Origin of the sequence: Muricoccus vinaceus, from assembly GCF_042433125.1 — a bacterium.
Lineage (GTDB): Bacteria > Pseudomonadota > Alphaproteobacteria > Acetobacterales > Acetobacteraceae > Roseomonas > Roseomonas vinacea.
Genome location: NZ_JBHLVZ010000060.1, coordinates 62,332 through 80,729, shown reverse-complemented (window position 1 = coordinate 80,729; position 18,398 = coordinate 62,332). Strand labels below are relative to the sequence as shown.

At 74.1% G+C, this 18,398-nt stretch carries 17 protein-coding genes; 2 read left to right on the top strand and 15 right to left on the bottom strand.

Annotation, left to right across the window (positions count from 1 at the left end; translation table 11 throughout):
* Positions 1–9 precede the first annotated feature (9 nt).
* The 14 genes from rsmA to ACFFIC_RS17660 all read right to left on the bottom strand — a co-directional run bounded on the left by rsmA (position 10) and on the right by ACFFIC_RS17660 (position 16,296).
* A complete protein-coding gene (rsmA, locus tag ACFFIC_RS17725; protein WP_377052740.1) occupies positions 10–837 on the bottom strand; it encodes a 16S rRNA (adenine(1518)-N(6)/adenine(1519)-N(6))-dimethyltransferase RsmA in 828 nt (275 codons plus the stop codon).
* Positions 830–2,176, bottom strand: coding sequence for a peptidylprolyl isomerase (locus tag ACFFIC_RS17720; RefSeq protein WP_377052738.1), 1,347 nt, complete (start codon positions 2,174–2,176; stop codon positions 830–832). Before ACFFIC_RS17720 ends, rsmA begins: the two co-directional genes overlap by 8 nt.
* 108 nt (positions 2,177–2,284) lie before the next feature.
* Positions 2,285–4,708, bottom strand: coding sequence for an LPS-assembly protein LptD (locus tag ACFFIC_RS17715; RefSeq protein ID WP_377052736.1), 2,424 nt, complete (start codon positions 4,706–4,708; stop codon positions 2,285–2,287).
* Complete coding sequence (gene lptG, locus ACFFIC_RS17710; protein ID WP_377052734.1) at positions 4,705–5,814, bottom strand: LPS export ABC transporter permease LptG; 1,110 nt, start codon at positions 5,812–5,814, stop codon at positions 4,705–4,707. Before lptG ends, ACFFIC_RS17715 begins: the two co-directional genes overlap by 4 nt.
* Complete coding sequence (gene lptF / locus ACFFIC_RS17705) at positions 5,811–7,010, bottom strand: LPS export ABC transporter permease LptF (protein WP_377052732.1); 1,200 nt, start codon at positions 7,008–7,010, stop codon at positions 5,811–5,813. The genes lptG and lptF overlap by 4 nt, the downstream gene beginning before the upstream one ends.
* Before the next feature lie 55 nt (positions 7,011–7,065).
* Positions 7,066–7,959 (bottom strand): trypsin-like peptidase domain-containing protein, encoded by an 894-nt coding sequence (locus ACFFIC_RS17700; RefSeq protein ID WP_377052730.1) that lies wholly within the window; start codon positions 7,957–7,959, stop codon positions 7,066–7,068.
* Positions 7,956–9,404, bottom strand: a complete 1,449-nt coding sequence (locus ACFFIC_RS17695; RefSeq protein WP_377052728.1) for an FAD-binding oxidoreductase — start codon at positions 9,402–9,404, stop codon at positions 7,956–7,958. The genes ACFFIC_RS17700 and ACFFIC_RS17695 overlap by 4 nt, the downstream gene beginning before the upstream one ends.
* Before the next feature lie 148 nt (positions 9,405–9,552).
* Positions 9,553–11,331, bottom strand: a complete 1,779-nt coding sequence (locus tag ACFFIC_RS17690) for an ABC transporter permease (RefSeq protein WP_377052727.1) — start codon at positions 11,329–11,331, stop codon at positions 9,553–9,555.
* Positions 11,332–11,353: 22 nt separating this feature from the next.
* A complete protein-coding gene (locus tag ACFFIC_RS17685; RefSeq protein WP_377052726.1) occupies positions 11,354–12,373 on the bottom strand; it encodes an extracellular solute-binding protein in 1,020 nt (339 codons plus the stop codon).
* A 103-nt stretch (positions 12,374–12,476) separates the two neighbouring features.
* Positions 12,477–13,019 carry a chromate transporter gene (locus ACFFIC_RS17680; RefSeq protein WP_377052725.1) on the bottom strand — a complete coding sequence of 181 codons (543 nt, stop codon included), beginning with the start codon at positions 13,017–13,019 and terminating at the stop codon, positions 12,477–12,479.
* Positions 13,016–13,615 (bottom strand): chromate transporter, encoded by a 600-nt coding sequence (locus ACFFIC_RS17675; protein WP_377052723.1) that lies wholly within the window; start codon positions 13,613–13,615, stop codon positions 13,016–13,018. Before ACFFIC_RS17675 ends, ACFFIC_RS17680 begins: the two co-directional genes overlap by 4 nt.
* A gap of 70 nt (positions 13,616–13,685) precedes the next feature.
* A complete protein-coding gene (locus ACFFIC_RS17670) occupies positions 13,686–14,657 on the bottom strand; it encodes an L-threonylcarbamoyladenylate synthase (protein WP_377052721.1) in 972 nt (323 codons plus the stop codon).
* Complete coding sequence (locus tag ACFFIC_RS17665) at positions 14,654–15,433, bottom strand: 3'(2'),5'-bisphosphate nucleotidase CysQ family protein (RefSeq protein ID WP_377052719.1); 780 nt, start codon at positions 15,431–15,433, stop codon at positions 14,654–14,656. The genes ACFFIC_RS17670 and ACFFIC_RS17665 overlap by 4 nt, the downstream gene beginning before the upstream one ends.
* A gap of 119 nt (positions 15,434–15,552) precedes the next feature.
* Entirely contained in the window at positions 15,553–16,296 is a 744-nt protein-coding gene (locus ACFFIC_RS17660) for a metallophosphoesterase family protein (RefSeq protein WP_377052717.1), read from the bottom strand.
* Positions 16,297–16,426: 130 nt separating this feature from the next.
* On the opposite strand from ACFFIC_RS17660, the gene ACFFIC_RS17655 reads away from it, so the two are divergent.
* Positions 16,427–16,894: a cupin domain-containing protein gene (locus ACFFIC_RS17655; RefSeq protein ID WP_377052715.1), complete on the top strand. Its 468-nt coding sequence runs from the start codon at positions 16,427–16,429 to the stop codon at positions 16,892–16,894.
* 169 nt (positions 16,895–17,063) lie between these two features.
* On the top strand, positions 17,064–17,306 hold the full coding sequence (locus ACFFIC_RS17650) for a hypothetical protein (protein WP_377052713.1): 243 nt from the start codon (positions 17,064–17,066) through the stop codon (positions 17,304–17,306).
* A 51-nt stretch (positions 17,307–17,357) separates the two neighbouring features.
* On the opposite strand, the gene ACFFIC_RS17645 is transcribed toward ACFFIC_RS17650, so the two are convergent.
* On the bottom strand, positions 17,358–18,257 hold the full coding sequence (locus ACFFIC_RS17645) for a class I SAM-dependent methyltransferase (protein ID WP_377052711.1): 900 nt from the start codon (positions 18,255–18,257) through the stop codon (positions 17,358–17,360).
* Positions 18,258–18,398 lie beyond the last annotated feature (141 nt).

Below are 18,398 nucleotides of genomic sequence, written 5' to 3'. Positions count from 1 at the left end.
GGGCGCCCCCTACCCTCCCCGCGCGAGAAGCCCCCGCGCCAGCGTCTCGAACTCCGCCACCGTCAGCGTCTCGGCCCGCCGTGTCGGCTCGATGCCCGCGGCACCCAGCAGCCCCTCGGCATCGCCGAGCGACTTCAGCGATCCCCTGAGCATCTTGCGCCGCTGACCGAAGGCGGCAGCCGTCACGCGCTCCATCGCGCGGGCCAGCACGGGGTCGGGCTGCGTGGCATGCGGCACGAGGTGCACCACCGCCGACCAGACCTTGGGCGGGGGCGAGAAGGCACCCGGCGGCAGGCGCAGCACCAGATGCGCCCGGCAGCGCCACTGGGCCGCGACCGCCATGCGGCCGTATCCCTCGGCATCCGGCGCGGCGACGATGCGCTCGGCCACCTCCTGCTGGAACATGAGGGTCATGCTCTCGAATTCGCCGGCGCGCGCCAGCCAGCCGATCAGGAGCGGCGATCCCACGTTGTAGGGCAGGTTCGCGATGATGCGCCGGGGCGCGGGCATCATCGCCACGGGGTCGATCCGCAGCGCGTCGGCCTCGGTGACCGTCAGCCGGCCGGGATGAGCCTCCGACAGCTCGGCGAGGGCCGCCACGGCACGGCTGTCCAGTTCCACGGCATGGACGTGATCGGCGCCAGCGGCCAGGAGCGCGCGGGTCAGCCCGCCGGGGCCGGGCCCGACCTCCAGCACGTGCCGCCCGGCGAGGTCGCCGGCCACCCGCGCGATCCGCGCGCACAGCGCCTCGTCCAGCAGGAAGTGCTGGCCAAGCGACTTGCGCGCGGCCAGCCCGTGGCGCGCGACCGTCTGGGAAAGGCTGGGAAGCTCAGCCACGCATCTCGATCGTCGCGCGGCGGCGGAGGTCGCGGATCTGCTGGCGGGACAGGTTTTCCGCCCGGTCGCGCAGGATCTGCTGCTTGGCCTGCTCGGGCGTGAACTGGGCGAGGTTGCGGGTTTCGCGCGAGCAGACGGCGATCACCAGGATGCCCTCGGGCGTGATGATGGGCTGGCTCGGGCGCCCGGGCGTCAGCCCCGCCACGAGCTGGCGCAGCGGCGGCGGGCTCAGCGTTTCCAGCCGCAGCGCGCCGCCGGGATCGGAGGGGCGGGGGGAGTTGGCGGCACGGGCCGCGGCCTCCACCGCGTCGCAGCCGCCGCGGATGCCCTGGGCGCGTGCGAGCTGCGCCTTCTGCTGGTCGGTCGGGTTCTGCGGGTCGAGGGGGGAGGAAAAGGGCAGGAAAGCCTGGCGGATCGTGACCATGGTGGCGTTCTCGCGTCCGGTTTCCCGCTTCTGGCGCAGCGCCACCACCTGGAAGCCGCCGGGCACCTCGATGGCGTTGGAAATGGCCCCGGGCGGCATGCGCTGCACGATGGCGGCGACGGCGGGGTCGAGCCCCTCCGTGCTCACCCAGCCGAGGTCACCGCCTTGCAGGGCCGTCTGGCTCTGGCTGAACTGGGTGGCGGCGATAGGAAAGGGCAGGCCCTGGCGCAGGCGGCCGATCACGTCGTCCACGAAGCGCTTGGTCTCGGCCGCCGAGGAAGGGTCCTCCACCGGCACGAAGATCTCGGACAGCAGGTATTCGGGCTGCCCGGCACGCGCCTCCTGCGCGGCGACGGCCTCCTTGATCGCGGACTCGGAGGGCTCGGCACTCGGGCCGAGCAGGGCGCGGATGAAGCGCGACCACCCGATCTGGGCACGAAGCTGGTCGTACAGCACGCGGGGCTCGACGCCCGCTCCGCGAAGCTGGGCGCGCAGCCCCCCGTCGGGCAGGCCGTTGCGCTTCTCGATGTCGCCGATCGCCGCCGCCACCTCGTCGTCGCCCACGGGGATGCGGCGCCGCTGGATTTCCTGCAGGCGCAGGCGTTCCTCGATCAGCTGGCGCATGATCTGCGGGCGGATGCGGGTCAACAGGTCGCCCCCCGGCTGCAGGCCGATGTTCAGGGCGAAGAGCCTGGCGCGGGACTGCACCTCCGACTCGGTGATCACGTCGCCGTTCACGATGGCCAGGATGCGGTTGCTGAACTCGGACGCCGGCGCGGCCGCCGGAGCCGGCCGGGGCTGTCGGGTCGCGGGCTGCGCGAGGGCCTGCCCGTTGCCGGTCAGCGCCGGGACGGCGCCGAGCAGGAAACCGAGCAGGGCCGGCAGGGCCGGGCGGAGGCGGTGAGGGCGTCGCATGCCGGGGTTCCTAGACCATGCGGGCGGCAGTTTGAAGCGATCCCTTTCGAAGCGGCCCGGCGGGCCGCGCCCGGGTGGCGCTCCGCGGTGCCGCCCTGACGGCCGGGGCTAAAGGGCGCGCAGACCGAACTCGCCCACGGTCTTGAGCGAGATGCGGAGCAGCAGGGTGGTGCCGCTCGGGTAGGTCCGGGCGGTCAGGGGGTTCTCGGCCATGGACCGGTAGAAGCGGCCCTCGAAGACGAAGCACTCGTCCTCGTAGGCGGCGCTGGCGCCGTAGGAGACGCCGCGCTCCAGCTCCAGGTCGTAGCGGCCGAAGGCGCCGGCGCGCCAGCGGCTGCCGATGCGGGTGCTGGCCCCGGCGTAAACCTCGCGGATGTAGCGCTGGGGCAGGCGCAGGGGCGAGGGCAGCTCGTAGAGGTAGCCAAAGGTCAGGCGCGTGCTGTCCAGCCCCACGGGCGCCAGCCCGATGCCGGCCGTGCCGTCGATCATGCGACGGTCCAGCGTGTCGCCGTCGAGGCGCGTGCGGGCGGTGAGGTCGAGCCAGGGCGTTGGCGCGAGGGTGACGCGGCCGACCCAGTCGGAGGCCCGCTTCTCGAGGCCGGAGCGGTCCTGGAAGATCGCCTCGTCCGAGGCGCGGAAGGAACGCCCGACCAACCCCTCGAGCGAGCCGCCGCTGGGGAAGTACCAGGCCGCGCGCAGGGCGGCGTCCACACGGCTTCCGCCTTCCTGGCGGTCGCGCCCGTTGAAGCGGTTGAGGGAGAACAGGTTCGCGTCGGTGAATTCGAAGTCGAGGCTGTCCTCGTTCGGGATCTTGGTCTGCCGCCCCGTGTTGGGCCCGGTGACGAGCTGGACCCGGGGCTCGATCAGCTGCCGCCCGAGGCTGCCCGCCGAGCGCACCAGGGGCAGGCGCCAGTCCAGCGCCGCGCGGATGTTGCCGGTGGCCGTGTTGGTGTCCTCGCGCCCGACCACGAAGTTGGGCGCGAGGTCGAGGTCGTTGGCGTTGTAGCCCAGCGCGTCGGCCTGGGCGCGGAAGGTCCACTGGGAGCCGAAGCTGTCGTAGCGCGGCAGCTCGTAGCTCAGCCGGGTGCCGGCGCGCCGCGTCTTGGTGCCCTCGTCGCGGTAGATGTTGAAGGCGGTGGCGTCGGCGGTCAGCGTGCCGCCCAGCTGATCCCGGTTGAGCACCTGCTCGTAGTAGAGGTTGGGCAGCACATAGGGGATGCGCGCGGTGATGTCCTGGGCGCGCAGGCTCTGGAAGGCGAAGGCGTTGATGCGGGCATAGGCGTTGTAGCCCCAGAAGCCCTCGGCATAGACCGTGCTGGTCAGCACCCCCGTTCCGGGCTGGCGGTAGGCGCGCAGATAGGTTTCGCTGGTGGCGCGGTTGATGTTGAAGCCGGCCTGCCAGTTCTCGTTGAGGGTGAAGTTGCCGCGGGCGAAGACATGCCCGCCCAGCCCCTTCTCGCGGCTCGACTCGCGCCCGGTCAGTTCGCCCACCGAGCCCAGGATGGTCATGGAGCCGAAGTTGTAGCGTCCGCGGTAGTTGGCGAAGAGGCTGGGTGGCGCCTGGCTCGCGATCATGGGCGTGACGATCAGGTCGCTCTGCCCGTCGATCGCCCAGTAATAGGGGAACTCCGCGAAGCCGCCGAGATAGCGCGTCTGCCCGAAGGAGGGGCTGAGGAAGCCGGAGGCGCGCGGCGTCCCGGGGTCGGGCATCGAAAGATAGGGCGTGTAGAAGGCCGGGACGCCGCCGAACTCCACGGTGGCGTCGCGGAAGCGCAGGCGCTTGGATTCGCCGTCCTGGGTCGCGAGGCGGGAGCGGAGCTGCCAGAGCGGCGCCGCCTGCGGATCGTCGGCGCACAGGTCGCAGGAGGAGTAGACGACGCGCGACAGGTCCATGACCACCGAGCCATTCTCGGTGGTCCGGCGCAGCGCGCCGTTGGCGGCCAGCCGGCCGTTCTGCGCCAGCAGGCCGCGCAGCCCGTTCACCACCGCCTCGCGCATGCCGCCCTGAAGCTCCGCGCGCTCGGCGAAGATCACCTGGCCGTCGGGCTCCAGCATCTGGACATTGCCCTCGGCGATGGCGATGCCGGTGTTGCGGTCATAGGTGAAGCGGTCGGCGCGCAGGATGCGCTCGTTCTGCCAGGCCTCCACGCCGCCCGTGGCCGTCACGCGGTTCTGGCCCTGGTCGTATTCCACCTCGTTGGCGGTGAAGGTGACGGGCGCGTTGCGGTCGAGCTGGACGTTGCCGCTCAGCGCGCCGGAGGCGGAGATGGATGGCGCGGGGGCCGGCGCCGCGGTGGGGGGCGCCGCCCCGCGCAACATGCCCACGCCCGGCACGGCACCGACGCCCGGCACGGTGATGGCGCTGGGATCGGTCTCCTGGGCGGCCACCGGGCCGGCGGCGGCCACGGCCAGCGTCGCCAGGACGGCCACGCCGCCCAGCAGCCGGGCGCGGCGCGGCGCGGCGGGCAGGCGGACCAGGGCAGGGCAAGGGACGGGCGGGCCGGGGCACTCCCTGAGCAGCACGTCGGTCATCCGTCCTCCAGGTGCAGCAGAAGCGCCACGGCGCACATCAGCCCGGCGGCGGCGGGCGCCCAGGCGGCCAGCACCACGGGCAGCGTGCCGGTTTCGCCGAACTCGCCGGTCACGCGGTCGATCAGGAACAGGGCGAAGCCGGCCGCCACCCCGGCGCCCAGCATCTGGGCGACGCCGCCCTTGCGGGCCTCACGCATCGAGAATCCGGCGGAAAGAAGGGCCATCGCGACCGCCAGCATGGGCAGGGCGAGCAGGGAATGGAACTGCAGCCGGTGGCGAACGGCCGAAAATCCGGAATCCTCCAGCACCTGGATGAAGTCGGGCAGCGTCCAGAAGGAGAGCGTGTCCGGACTGGCGAAGCTGTCCTCGATCCGGTCGGGCGTCAGCTCGGTGACCAAGCGGAAGGTCCGGGTGGGCGCGGCCTGGCGGTCGGTGCCGAAGGCGACCGCGTTCTCCAGCACCCAGGCGCCGCCGGACAGGCTCGCGGTCGGGGCTTCCACGCGGGACAGGAAGCGGTCCCCGCCCGAGATCCGCCAGAGAGAGACCTCCTCCAGCCCGAAGCGGCCGTCGCGCCGGGCAACGGCGCGGCCGGACAGGATGGCCACCCCCTGCGGGTCCAGCTCCCGGTCGGCCTGGCGCAGCCAGAGCCGGCCGCCCGCGATGGCGGTGGTGCCGCCGGCGTTGCGCAGCACCGCCGCATCCAGCCGCTCCGCCCGGCCCAGCAGCGCCGCCGAAAGGGGCGAAAGGCCGGCGGTCGCCCCCGCGCCGAGAAGCGTCGCCACGATCACCGGCCCGATCAGGAAGCCCCAGGCCGAGATGCCGGCCGAGCGCGCCACCACCAGCTCCGAGGCGCGGGCGAGGCGCCAGAAGGCCAGGATGCCGCCGAGCAGGATGGCGAAGGGCAGCACCTGCAGCGCCACGAAGGGCACGCGCAGCCCCGCGATGGTCGCCACAAGGGCGAAGCCGACCTCGCGCGTCGCGGCACGGCGCAGCAGCTCGATGAAGTCGAACAGCACCACGAGACCGGTGAGCGCGGCCAGCATGACCAGGCACATCACGAGAAAGCGGCGCGCGACGTAGAGGCCGAAGGTGAAGGGGAACGTCACTCCGCCGCAGCCCCTCGCGCCAGGCCCGGCATCGCGCGGGCAGGCCGGTCCGCCGGCACGGGCGGCGCGCGGCGGGGCCAGCCCGGGGCGCCCGAGAGCACCCAGGCCGAGAACACCGCCGGCCCGATGGCGTGCAGCCAGATCAGCGGGATGAAGCGGTTGTCCCGCGCCGCGAGGTTGCCGACCGCCAGCCCCAGCGCCAGCAGCGTGATCACCGCCGCGATGGCCGTGATGGCGGACATGCCGCCGCCGTGGCGGCGAAAGCCCGTGGCCAGGGCCGCCGCCAGACCCACCATGGCGAAGGAGAAGGCGGTGAGCGGAGAGGCGAGGCGCCCGTGGCCCTCCGCCCGGAACTTGCGGATGTCGCGCTCGGCCAAGCCTTCCTCCGGGTCGGGGTTCAGCAGTTCGCCCACGAAGCGCTCGCGCGAATCCCGGTTGCGGGCATCCTCGGTCCGGCCCGTCCGGGCCAGCTCCACGCTGTTCTCCCCGAAGGCCAGCACGGACAGGTGCGGCACCGGCGGCGTGCCCGGCGGCGAGCGCGGGGGGGCGGACATCTCGATCTGCTGGCGCTGGCCGTTCAGCAGGATCACGCGCGGCCCGCTGGTGCCCGGCAGGATCACGCCGCGCTCGGCCAGGATGGTCACGGGCGCGCCGGGATCGCGCATGTCGTGGATCAGGATGCCGCGCAGCGTGCCGTCCTTCTCGCGCACGCGGGCATACACGGTCAGGTCGTTGCTGACGGAGCTGAACACCCCTTCCTGGAGGAAGATGGCGGCCATCTGGTTGCGGATCTCGAACTGCCACTCGCGGAAGGCGGCATGGGAGACCGGCACCAGCCAGGTCTGCAGCACCAGCCCTATGGCGGTGGACAGCGTCGCGACCAGCAGCGCCGGGCGGGCCAGCCGCCAGTCCGACAGCCCGGCCGCGCGCATCACCACCAGCTCCCGGTCCGTGGACAGGCGGACATAGGCGAAGAGCGTCACCACGAAGGTGGTGATGGGCAGGATCACCGCGAAGAAGGAAGGCAGCAAGAGCCCCGTCAGCTCCAGGAAGACGGAGAAGGGCAGGCCGCGGTCCAGCACCAGCTCGATGAAGCGGAGCGACTGGGTGAGCCAGATCAGCGCCGCGAGGCCGATGGTGACGGCCAGCAGGCTGACGGCGATCTGCCGTGAGATATAGCGCGTGACCCTGCTCATGCCGGCCGCAACCTACCGGCACCGGCGGGCCCGGGCAAATGGCGCGTGGGGGTGGTCACACGCCGGGACCGGCGGGCGGAGGGCTCCGGCCGGCCATACGCCCGGCGGCTGGCCGGGTGCCGCCCGCCCCCGCCGCTTCCCCGGCGGGCGGCGCGCCGGCCCGGGCCGCCTCGTCCTCGGGCGCCGGGGCGCCGGCGAGCTGGCCGCCGGCCCCTGCCGCGCGCTCCTCGAACAGGAAGGCGCGGATGGCCGCGGAGGGGACGATGCGCGAATGGCCGGGTGTGTCGTCCGGGCGATGGCTGACGACCCCCAGCAGGCAGTGGGTCTGGGCATCGAAGACGCCCGCGCCGGATTCGCCCTGCTCCAGGTGAATGGGAAGGTCGGCATAGGCGCCGTCCGCCGCGCGGTCCTCGGCCACCATGCCGCCCGCCCGCGCCACCGCCCGCCGCTGGGCGGAGCGCACCACCACGTCCTGCCCGGGCAGCGGGCCGGAGGGGCAGGGCACGGCGGCCGGGCCGGCGGGAACGGTCAGGGCCTGCAGCAGCGCCAGATCCTCGCCCTTGCGGTAGATCGGGCCGATGCCGGGCTCCAGATGCCCTTCGCCGACGCGCAGCAGCCGAACGGGCAGGCTGTAGCCGCCGAACACGACCGTGGGCTCCAGCTGGATGCCCGAGCAGTGCCGCAGGCGCGGCACCATGTCGTCCACGAGATGGGCGGCGGTCAGGAAGCGGCCCTGCCCGAGATAAACGGCGTTGCCGCGCAGGCGGCAGTCCGGCGAGCGGCCGCCGAGCAGCTCCGCCCGGAAGGCGTCGGGGATGTCGGGCAGGCGCTGGGCGGGCTCGAGCTGCCGCGGGGATGGCATGGAGGGAGAGGTCGCGCAGGCGGAAAGACACAGCGCGGCCAGCAGCGCCGCCATCGGTGCCCCCGGATGCGGCAGCCCGCCCCTCACGCGGGAAGAACCTTGCCCGGATTCAGCAATCCCTTGGGGTCCAGCGCCGCCTTGATGCGGCGCATGGCGTCCAGCTCCGCGCCCCCCCGCCATTCCGCCAGCATGTCGGGCTTGAGGCGCCCCACCCCGTGCTCGGCGGAGAAGGAGCCGTCGAGGTCGCGGACGATGGCGTTCACGCAGTCCATGATCTCGTGGCTCAGCGCCAGGAAGACGCCGGGGTCCATGCCCTCGGGCTGCTCGAGGTTCATGTGGATGTTGCCGTCGCCCATGTGGCCGAAGGGCACGGGGCGGGCGCCGGGGATCAGGGCCTTCAGCGCCGCGTTGCTCCGCCGGATCAGCTCAGGCACCCTGGAAACGGGCACGGAGACGTCGTTCTTCACCGAGGCCCCTTCCCGCTTCTGCGCCTCCGGGTGCTCCTCGCGCAGGCGCCAGATGGCGGCGCGCTGGGCCTCGCTCTCGGCCAGGGCCGCGTCCAGCACCTCCCCGGCCTCCAGCGCCTCCTCCAGCACCGCCTCCATCAGCCCGCGCAGGTCGGCGTCGGGGCGGGAGGAGGACAGGTCCACCAGGACGTAGTGCTCCGCGCGCTCGGACAGCGGCAGGGTGGCGCCCTCCACGTGGCGCAGCACCAGGTCCATGCCCTGGCCGGCCATGTACTCGAAGGCGCGGACGGCCCCTTCGTCGCGGTCCCGGAAGCGGCGGAACAGGGCGAGCGCCGCGTCCTCGCTTTCCACGGCGCAAAGGGCGATGGCCTCGGCGCGCGGGCGGGGGAACAGCCGCAGCACGGCGGCGGTGACGATGCCCAGCGTGCCCTCGGCGCCCACCATCAGGTGGCGCAGCGCATAGCCGGTGTTGTCCTTGCGGAGCCGCCGCAGGCCGCTGATCACGCCGCCATCGGGCAGCACCACCTCCAGCCCCAGCATCAGGTCCCGCGCGTTGCCGTAGCGCACGGTGGTGTTGCCGCCGGCATTGGTGGAGAGCACGCCGCCGATCGTGGCCGTGCCCTCGGCGCCGAGCGAAAGGGGAAACAGGCAGCCCGCCGCGGCGGCGGCGTCCTGCGCGGTCTTCAGCACCACGCCGGCCTCGGCCACCATGGTCATGTCCAGCGGGTCGAGGTCGCGGATGCGGTTCAGGCGGGACAGGGACAGGATCACCTGCCGCCCGCTCTCGTCCGGCATGGCGCCGCCCACCATGGAGGTGTTGCCGCCCTGGGGCACCACCGGCACGCCCGCCTCGTAGAGCAGGCGCATTGCGGCCGCGAGTTCCTCCGTGGAGGCCGGCCGCAGCAGGGCCGGGGAGGCGCCGCGGTAGAGGCCGCGCCAGTCGGACAGGTGCGGCTCGAGGTCCAGCGGGTCCGTCACCACGCCACGGGACCCGAGGACGCCGTGCAGGGCGTCCAGCAGGCCGGCCGGGAGGGTCGGGATCAGGGGCATCGGGGTATCGGGCATGGCGGGGGGACCAAACGCCGCGGCGGGGCCGCGGGTCAAGGGTGGTTATCGGGAGTTACAGCGGTGCTGACGGAGCGGCCGGGGCGCCGAAGCCCTCATCTGGCCCCATGCCGTTGCCCGGCAAAGGGTGCCCCGCCCGGGCCACCCTTCAGGCCGGGTGCGCGGACCGCCGCCCCAGCCGCCGCCCCCGGCCCGCCGCGGCGCGCCCGCCCGCCACCATCAGCGCGATCACCGGCAGCCCCACCACCACCAGGGCCAGCGCCGCCACCGCCCCTTCCTCATAGGTGCCGCGCGCGGCCTCGCCATACAGCGCGGTGGCCAGTGTTTCCCGGTTGAAGGGGCGCAGCAGCAGGGTGGCCGGAAGTTCCTTCATGGCATCCAGGAACACCAGCAGCGCCGCCGCCAGCATGGCCGGCAGCAGCATCGGCAGGTGAACCCGGCACAGGATGCGTCCCGGCCCCGCCCCCATGGCGCGGGCCGACCAGTCCACCTCCCGCCGGATGCGCCCATAGGCGGCGTCGAGACCCGAGGCGGGAATGGCGAGGAAGCGCACGAAATAAGCCAGGATCAGCGCGGCCAGCGTGCCCGAGAGGGGCGGCGGGGCGAGGGCGCCGAGGGTTTCCAGCGCGTCGTCCATCCCCCCGAAGGCGATGATCAGCCCCACCGCCGCGATACCCCCGGGCAGGGCGTAGCCGAGCAGGCTGGCGCGCAGCAGGGCGGCGTCCAGCCCAGGCCGCGCGCCCGGCTCCGCCCCCTGCCCCGTCCTCGCCCCGAAGGCGAGCAGCAGGGCGGCGGGCAGCACGAGAAGGGTGGCGATGGCCGCCAGCGTCGCGCTGTTGGCGATCCAGGTGCCGAGTTCCGCCGGCCAGCCGAACTCCGCGACCCGCCGCCAGGCCGCCCAGAGAAGGTAGGAGGCCGGCGTGACGAAGCCGAGCAGAACCGGCAGGGCGCAGGCAAGGGAGGCGAGCAGCCCCCTGCCCAGCGGCATGGGGCGCAGGTCCGGGGGCAGGGAATCCTGCACCGCCCGGGCCTCGCGGGACCGGCTGCGCCCCCAGCCCTCCAGCGCCAGCACGGCGGCGACGGCCGCCAGCAGCACGAGCGCGATCTGCGCCGCCCCCTCCAGCGAGGAGCGGGTGATCCAGGTGACGTAGACCGAGACGGTCAGCGTCCGCACGCCCAGGAATTCGGCGGCGCCGACGTCGTTCAGGGTTTCCAGCAGCGCCAGGGCCGCCCCGGCCGTGACAGCCGGCCAGGCCATGGGAAGGCCGACCGAGAGAAAAAGCCGCCATCCCCCCGCCCCCATCGCCCGCCCGGCCCGGAGCATGTCGGTCCCCTGCGTCAGGAAAGCGGCGCGGGCCGCGAGATAGACATAGGGAAACAGCACCGTCCCCATCACCATGATGCAGCCGGGCAGGGAGCGGATCTCGGGCAGCGGGATGGCGCGCGGGTTGGTCAGGCCCAGCAGGGCGCGCAGGCCGGACTGCACGGAACTCGCCGGGTGCAGCACGTCCAGCCAGGCATAGGCCGCGACATAGGCGGGCATGGCCAGCGGCAGCACCAGAGCCCAGGCAAAGGTCCGGCGCCCGGGAAAGCGGTAGGAGGTGACCAGCCAGGCCGTGCCCGTGCCCACGCCCACGGCCACCGCGCCCACCCCGGCGAGCAGCAGGGCGGTTTCCACCGCCGCCTCGGGCAGAACAAAGCGGATGAGGTGCGGCCAGAGATCGCCCGAGCCCCGCGCCGCCGCGAAGGCGAGCGCCACCACCGGCAGCGCCACCAGCAGCACGCCGAGCACCGCCCCCAGGCGCAGGCCCAGCGCCACGCGCCGGAAGCCGGGGCGCGGGCCGCAGGCCGGAGGCGGGCCGAGCGGCGCGCGCGCGGGCGTGCCGAGAACGGCCGGCAGCACCGGTGCGGTTCCCAGGTGGCTCATCGGCCCGCCGGCCGCATCATCCTCAGCGGTCGAAGCCGACCTCGTCCACGATGCGGCTGGCCAGCGCCCGGCGGGAGGCCACCTCGGGCAGGGACACGTCGCGCGGGGTGAGCGCGCCGAAGCCGGCCACGATGGGGTTCACGGGGGTGTTCGGGCGCACCGGGTTCTCGAAGTTGGCGTCGGCGTACATGGACTGCGCCTCGGCGGAGGCGAGGAACTCCAGGAAGCGGACGGCCTCGGCCCGGTTGGGCGCGTGGCGGGTGACGGCCCCGCCGGAGATGTTCACCGCCGTCTCCGCCGCCGGCAGGACCACGCGCACGGCCTCGCCCCAGCGCTTCTGCTCCTCGCCGCCCTGCCCCGACAGCATCAGCCCGGCATAGTAGGTGTTGGCCAGCCCGACGTCGCAGATGCCCGCCATGATGTCGCGGGCCACCTCGCGGTCGCCGCCCGTGGCGCGGCGGGCGAGGTTGCCGTGCAGCTTGGTGAGGTAGTCGCGCAGCCAGGGCTCGCCGTGATGGATCATCAGGATCGAGAACAGCGCGGTGTTGTAGGGGTGCTGGCCCGAACGGATGCAGACGCGGCCCTTGAAGCGGGGGTCCGCCAGGTCCTCGTAGGTCAGCTTGGCCGCCTCGGCCTCGGGGATGCGCTCGCGGGAGGCGTAGATGGCCCTCGCCCGGGTGGAGAGGGCGAACCAGCGGCCCTGCGGGTCGCGCAGCGGGGCGGGGATGGCGGCTTCCAGCACCTCCGAGCGCACGGGCTGGGTCAGGTTGCGGTCCACCAGCTCCATCAGGTTGCCCACGTCCACCACCATGGCGACATCGGCGCGGGACCGGCTGCCCTCGGCCGCCAGCCGCTCCGCCAGCCCGCCCTGGACGAAGACGGTGTTGACCTTCACCCCGGTCTCCTGGGTGAAGCGCTCCGCCAGGGGGCGCATCAGGCCTGGCTCACGGGTGGTGTAGAGGTTGACCTCCGCCGCGCCTGCGGAAAGGGGGGCGGCGAGGAGGGAAAGGGCGAGCAGGAGGGCGAACCGCGGGCGGATCATGGGGCTGGCCTCGGAAGGATGAACGGCGCGCAATCTGATCCGGCCCGGCGATCCCGGCAATAGGTGAGAATGATTATTAGTGCGGCGGTGGGCGGCACGGCCCTCACTGCCCCAGCAGCACCAGCCCCAGCAGCCCCCCCGCCAGCAGCGTCCAGATCGGCGAGAAGCGGGAGCGCCACACGAAGATGGCGGAGGCGAAGGTGATCACCACGGCCACCGCCACCTCCGTGCCCGTGCCGCGCGCGGCGGCCGCGCCGGTGACGAGGCCGGTGGCCAGGATCAGCCCCACCGCCACCGGCACCAGCCCCGCCCGCAGCGCCGCCATGCGCGCATCGCCCGCCAGGCGCTGGGTCAGCATGGCGACCGCCCAGGCCAGGACGAAGGTGGGGCCCAGGAAGCCGATCAGGCTGGCGGCCATGCCCTGCCAGCCCGCCACGTGCCAGCCGATCACCGCCACGAACAGCACGTTCGGCCCTGGCGCCGCCGAGGCCAGGGCATAGCCCTGGGAGAAGCTGGCATCCGTCATCCAGCCGCGCAGCTCCACCACCTCGTGGTGCATGGAGGGCACGGCGGCATTGGCGCCGCCCACCGCGACGAGCGAGAGCTTGAGAAAGAACAGGAACAGGTCCCACACCACCGCGCTCATGCCCGCGCGCCCCGCCGGCCGCGCCAGACCACGGCGGCGACCGAGACGGGGCCGAGCACCAGCACGATCAGCGGCAGCGGGACCCGCAGCCAGGCGGCGGCGAGGGTGGAGGCAAGGCCGATCGCGATCAGCTCCGGCGGCGGGCGAAGCCGCCCGGTCATGCGCAAACCGTTGCCGATCACCATGCCCGCCGCCGCGCAGGCCAGCCCGTGCATGAAGGCGGCGACATGGGGATCGCCGGCGAATTCCTGCCAGAGCAGAACCAGCGCCATCAGCACGACCAGCGGAAACAGGTAGAGCCCGCCCGTGGCCGCGAAGGAGCCGGGCAGGCCCGCGAAGCGCCGCCCGATCATCACGGCGGCATTGCCGACATTCGGGCCGGGCAGCACCTGGCCGAGGCCCAGCACCTCCGCGTAGTCGCGCTCGGTCATCCAGCGGCGCTCCTCCACCAGGGCGCGGCGCACCCAGACCTGGGCGCCGCCGAAGCCCATCAGCCCCGCCTTGGCGAAGGCCGCGAAAAGCTGGGAGGGGCCGGGCGGCGGGTTGAGCGGGGGTTCCCCGGCATGGTCCGGGGTCGGGGCGGTTGGCTTGAGCACGAGGCCAGGGTCAACCCGGCGGGGAACCGGGACAAGGGGGGTGCAGCGCGGCGGGGCCGCGAGCAGCCCTTCAGCGCGGCGCCGCCGCGCGGGCCAGCCGGTCGTTGATCGCCTCCCCCAGCCCTTCCGCCGGCACGGGCATGGCCGCGATCCCCCGCAGCCCCCGCCGCGCCCCTTCGGCATCCAGCCAGCGCAGCCCTGCGAAGAGGCGCGCGGCGGCTTCGGCCAGGTCGCCCGCCTCGGAAAGGTTCCACACCGCCCCGGCCCCGGGCAGGGGCCGGCCGAAGGCCAGCAGCGCCTCCTCCGCCGAAACCGCGCCGGCGCCCAGCCGCACCGGCAGCGCCGGCGCATAATGGGACAGCATCATCCCCGGCGAGCGCAGGCTCCGGCTCTTTTCCGCGGCCGCGAGCGGGATGGTGCGCCCGACACGCCCGACCACCGCCTCGATCGCCTCCGCCGTGACGCCGCCGGGGCGCAGCAGCACGGCCCCGGCGCCGGTGAGGTCCAGCACCGTGCTTTCCACCCCCACCGCGCAGGGCCCGCCATCCAGCACGGCGGCGATGCGGCCCGACAGCCCCTCCAGCACGTGGTCCGCCGTGGTCGGGGAAACACCGCCGGAGCGGTTGGCCGAGGGCGCGGCGACGGGCACGCCCGCCTCCCGCAGCAGGCTCAAGGCCAGGGGATGGGCGGGCACCCGCACGGCCAGCGTGTCCAGTCCCGCCCCGGCCAGCAGGTCCACGCGGCTGCTCGCGCGGCGCGGCAGCACCAGGGTCAGCGGCCCCGGCCAGAAGCGCGCGGCCAGCGCCCGAGCACGCTCATCCGGCACCACCTCGGCGAAGGCGGCGCCGGCCTCGGGGAAGTGCAGGATCAGCGGGTTGAAGTGCGGCCGGCCCTTGGCTTCGAAGATCGCGGCCACCGCGCGCGCCTGCCGGGCATCGGCGCCCAGGCCATAGACGGTCTCGGTGGGAAAGGAGACCAGCGCCCCCTCCCGCAGCAGGGCGGCGGCGCGCGCGACCGCGTCGGGCGGCAGGCGCTCCGTCACGCAGCGCCCTCGATTTCCGCGCCCTGGGCCAGGAAGGCCATGTTCTCGAACAGGGGCTTGCCGTAGCGCAGCGGCGCGCCGTCGAAGCCCGCCACGCGCCCGCCCGCGGCCTCCAGCACGGCCTGGGGGGCGGCGGTGTCCCATTCCATGGTGCGGCCGAAGCGGGGATAGAGGTCCCCCGCGCCCTCGGCCAGGCGGCAGAACTTCACGGCGGAGCCGATCTTGACCACCTTGGCCACCTGGCGCCCCTCCAGGAAGCGGTCCAGCCGGGGATCGTCGGAATAATGGCGGGAGGCGAGCACCGTCGCGCCCTCCGCCGGGATGGCACGGGCACGGATGGGGCGCTGGCCGGCGGCGTCGCGCTTCCAGGCCAGTCCCCTGGGCACGATGCCGCCGAAGATCTCCATCGTGGCGGGCACGGCCACGGCGCCGAGATGGGCGATGCCGTTCACCACGAGCCCGATGTTCACGGTGAAGCTGTCATGGCCGGCGGCGAATTCGCGCGTGCCGTCCAGCGGGTCCACCAGCCAGGTGCGCGGGGCCAGCGCCGTGTGCAGCCCGGCCGCGACCTCCTCCTCCGCCACCACGGGGATATCGGGGCTGGCGGCGCGCAGCCCCTCGACGATCAGCGCCTCGGCGATGCGGTCCGCCTCCGTCACGGGCGAGGCGTCGCTTTTGCGCTCCACCGCGAAGCCGGCGGCGCGGATCGCGTTGATGGCATGGGCGGCGCGCTCGGCCAGGGTGGCGGCCAGGGCGAGCAGGTCATCGTCGGTCATGCCAGGGCAATAGCCCGGCCGGGGGGCGGAAGGGCACCCCCCGCCGGCGGGACCAGGGCCGCGCGATCAGGGCTGCGGGATCAGGGCTCGGGATCAGGGCTCGGGATCAGGGCTCGGGATCAGGGCTGGGGCATGGCCCTTCCGGTCCGCACGGCATGGGCGGCGTCGGGGCGCCCGGCGCGCAGGGCCTGCCGGGCGGCGGCTTCCCAGTCATAGGGCACGGCGCGAAGCTCTGCGGCCCAGGCGCCGGCGCGCCGGGTGACAAGGGCGTAGCGGGCATGCGGGCTGCCCGCCTCCATCGCGTGCGGCACGGGCAGCAGGTCGCGGTAGGCGGGCATGCCGACGCTGCCGGGGTTCACCACCAGCACATCCCCCACCGTCACGGCGCGGGCGGTGTGGGTGTGGCCGCAGAGCACGAGGCGCGCGGCGCCGATGCCGGCCAGGCGCGGCGCGATGGCCTCGGGCGCGGCGAGCGCCGCGTGGCCGGCCGTGACGTCCTCCAGCAGGTAGTCCAGGTCGCCCCCCGCGGGGCTGCCATGGCAGGCGAAGACCTCGCCCCCCGCGAGGGAAAGGGTTTTCGGCAGCGCCGCCATCCAGCCGCGCTGGGCCGGGGTGAGCAGCGGCCGCGCGAAGCCGTCGGACTGGCCCGGCGCGCCCTCCAGGATCTGCCGCTCGTGGTTGCCGGACAGGGTGGGGCAGCCGAGCGCCATCTGCGCCTCCGCCGCGCCGGCCGGGTCGAAGGGGCCGGAAACGAGGTCGCCGAGGTTCACCAAAAGGTCGGGTGACGCGGCGCGCAGGTCCTCCAGCACGGCCCGGAGGGCGAGGAGGTTTCCATGGGTGTCGGCGAGAACCGCGAATCGCATCGCGGCAGGCTAGTGCGCGATCGCCTCGCGCGTGAACACGCCCCCGGCCCGGAGGGGCGCGCGAGGCTTGTTGCGGCGGCGGGACGGGCTGGCCCATGATCCCCGGCACGAACCCGGAGGAAACCGAACCATGCGCCTTCCCGTCATCTGCGGCGGCCTTGCCGTCGCCTTCGCCGCCGGACTTTTCGCGGCCGACGTGGTGCCGCATGCCTGGGCCCAGGGCGCCGCCGCGCGCCCGGCCATGACGCCGCAGATCGTCAACGTGTTCACGATGACGGACGAGGAGATCGGGCCGATGCGCCCCGGCGCCGACGTGCGCTCGCGCACCCTGGTGGATTCCGAGCACGGCACGATCGCCGTCCAGAGCGGCAACGTGATGAAGCACTTCCACGCGGATGCCGACGAGATCCAGCTGATCCTGGACGGCACCGGCTCCTTCTGGCTCGGCGACCGCGAGGTGCAGGTGAAGCCCGGCGACATGGTGATCATCCCCCGCCGCACCGCCCATGCCGGTTCGCGCGCCACCACCGGCCGCTTCCGGGCCGTGGCGATCAAGCTGCCGCCGCAGCGCCCGGACGACGTCGTCGCCGTTCCCTGACGGCGCGTCCCGGGGCGGCGCATCACGCCTGCGTGCGGCGGCCCGGACCGGCCGCCCTGCCACGGCGCGGGCACGATCCCGCCTCGGTTCGGACAGTTCCCCGGAGCGTCATGGCCCCGTGGCGAGGCGCAAGCGGCATTCCGCCGCCGCCCGCCGTCAGGAGGTTACCATGTTCCGCCGTTTCCGGCCGCTCCGCGTGCTCGCCGTCCTGGTCGCCGGCGCCTCGCTGGCCGGCTGCGTGGCCTATCCCGCCGGCCCCTATGGCTACGGCCATGGCGGGGGGTACCGCTCCTATGCCTATTCGGCGCCGGCCCATGGTGGGCGGGGCTATGGCGGTGGCTACGGGGGCGGTGGCTATGGTGGCGGCCACGGGTATGGCGGCCACGGTGGCTGGCGCGGCGGCTGGCGCTGAACCGCGCGCGGGAGCGGCCGCTTCCGCGGCCCCGGCAGGGGAATGCCGTTCCTATCGCCGCCCTGAGGCGAGCAGAAGCTCGTTCGGCCCTTCCCAGCCACCCTCCGTGCGAAAGGCGCCGAGCCCGCCCTCGATATCGGCCCAGGCGGCCTCGCGCGCCGCCGGGTCGAGCCGGTCGAGCATTGCGATGACGGGACCGGCCGCGGCGCGCAGGAAGTCGAGGTAGTCCCGGACGGAGGGCAGCCGGAAGGGCGCCTCCATCCGCGAAACCCGGATCTCCGCGAAGCCGGCCTCGGCGAAGAGCGCCTCGATCAGCCCGGGTTTGCCCAGGCTGAGCAGCCCGCCCGCCTGGAACGGGTCGCGCGGGGGCAGCCCCGCATGGCGCATCGCGGTGGAGACCAGCAGGGTGATGCAGGGATTGTTCGCCGGCCCCGCGAACACCACGGCGCAGAACCGCCCGCCGGGGCGGAGGGCGCGGCGCACCTCCCGGAGGCCGCTGAGCGGATCGGGGAGCAGCATCAGGCCGAGGCGGCACACGGCCGCGTCAAAGGAAGCTTCCTCCAGCCCCAGTGCCTCGCCGTCCGCCAAGCGGGTCCGGACATTGTCCAGCCCCGCCGCCCGCGCGCGCATCGCGGCGCGCTCCAGGATCGCGGGGGACAGGTCGGTGGCCAGCACGGAACCGCCGGGGCCGACGGCACGCGCGATGTCCAGCGTCTGCTCGCCCGCGCCGGCCGCGACGTCCAGCACCCGCGCGCCGGGGCCTATGCCGGCCTGCGCGATCATCGCGGCGGTGGGGCCGGCCAGCCAGGCTCGGAGCCGCGGCGCCTGCGCGTCCCAGCCGGCGGCCGCCCGGTCCCACTGGGCGCGGATGGCGTCCTTGCCCGGCGCGTGGGCCACGGGCGGCGCGTCCTCCCGCGCTTCGGCCGCGGGGGGCGTTTCGGGCGGGGCCAAGGGCTTTCCTCCACCATTCCGACGCGGCCGCGCCGCGCCGGGGGCGGATCATTCCACGGATCGGCCGTGGCGCGGGAACTTCGCGGGGACCGCCGCCTCACGTCTGCGGCATCGCCCGGCGGCCCCGCCGATGCCCCGCCC

Excerpts from the sequence above, each read along its gene's own strand:
- ACFFIC_RS17680 (WP_377052725.1), bottom strand. The coding sequence starts at position 13,019 with ATGAGCGCGGTGGTGTGGGACCTGTTCCTGTTCTTTCTCAAGCTCTCG.
- ACFFIC_RS17650 (WP_377052713.1), top strand. The coding sequence starts at position 17,064 with ATGTTCCGCCGTTTCCGGCCGCTCCGCGTGCTCGCCGTCCTGGTCGCC.
- ACFFIC_RS17690 (WP_377052727.1), bottom strand. The coding sequence starts at position 11,331 with ATGAGCCACCTGGGAACCGCACCGGTGCTGCCGGCCGTTCTCGGCACG.
- lptF (WP_377052732.1), bottom strand. The coding sequence starts at position 7,010 with ATGAGCAGGGTCACGCGCTATATCTCACGGCAGATCGCCGTCAGCCTG.
- ACFFIC_RS17715 (WP_377052736.1), bottom strand. The coding sequence starts at position 4,708 with ATGACCGACGTGCTGCTCAGGGAGTGCCCCGGCCCGCCCGTCCCTTGC.
- ACFFIC_RS17685 (WP_377052726.1), bottom strand. The coding sequence starts at position 12,373 with ATGATCCGCCCGCGGTTCGCCCTCCTGCTCGCCCTTTCCCTCCTCGCC.
- ACFFIC_RS17720 (WP_377052738.1), bottom strand. The coding sequence starts at position 2,176 with ATGCGACGCCCTCACCGCCTCCGCCCGGCCCTGCCGGCCCTGCTCGGT.
- ACFFIC_RS17665 (WP_377052719.1), bottom strand. The coding sequence starts at position 15,433 with ATGACCGACGATGACCTGCTCGCCCTGGCCGCCACCCTGGCCGAGCGC.
- ACFFIC_RS17660 (WP_377052717.1), bottom strand. The coding sequence starts at position 16,296 with ATGCGATTCGCGGTTCTCGCCGACACCCATGGAAACCTCCTCGCCCTC.
- ACFFIC_RS17655 (WP_377052715.1), top strand. The coding sequence starts at position 16,427 with ATGCGCCTTCCCGTCATCTGCGGCGGCCTTGCCGTCGCCTTCGCCGCC.
- ACFFIC_RS17695 (WP_377052728.1), bottom strand. The coding sequence starts at position 9,404 with ATGCCCGATACCCCGATGCCCCTGATCCCGACCCTCCCGGCCGGCCTG.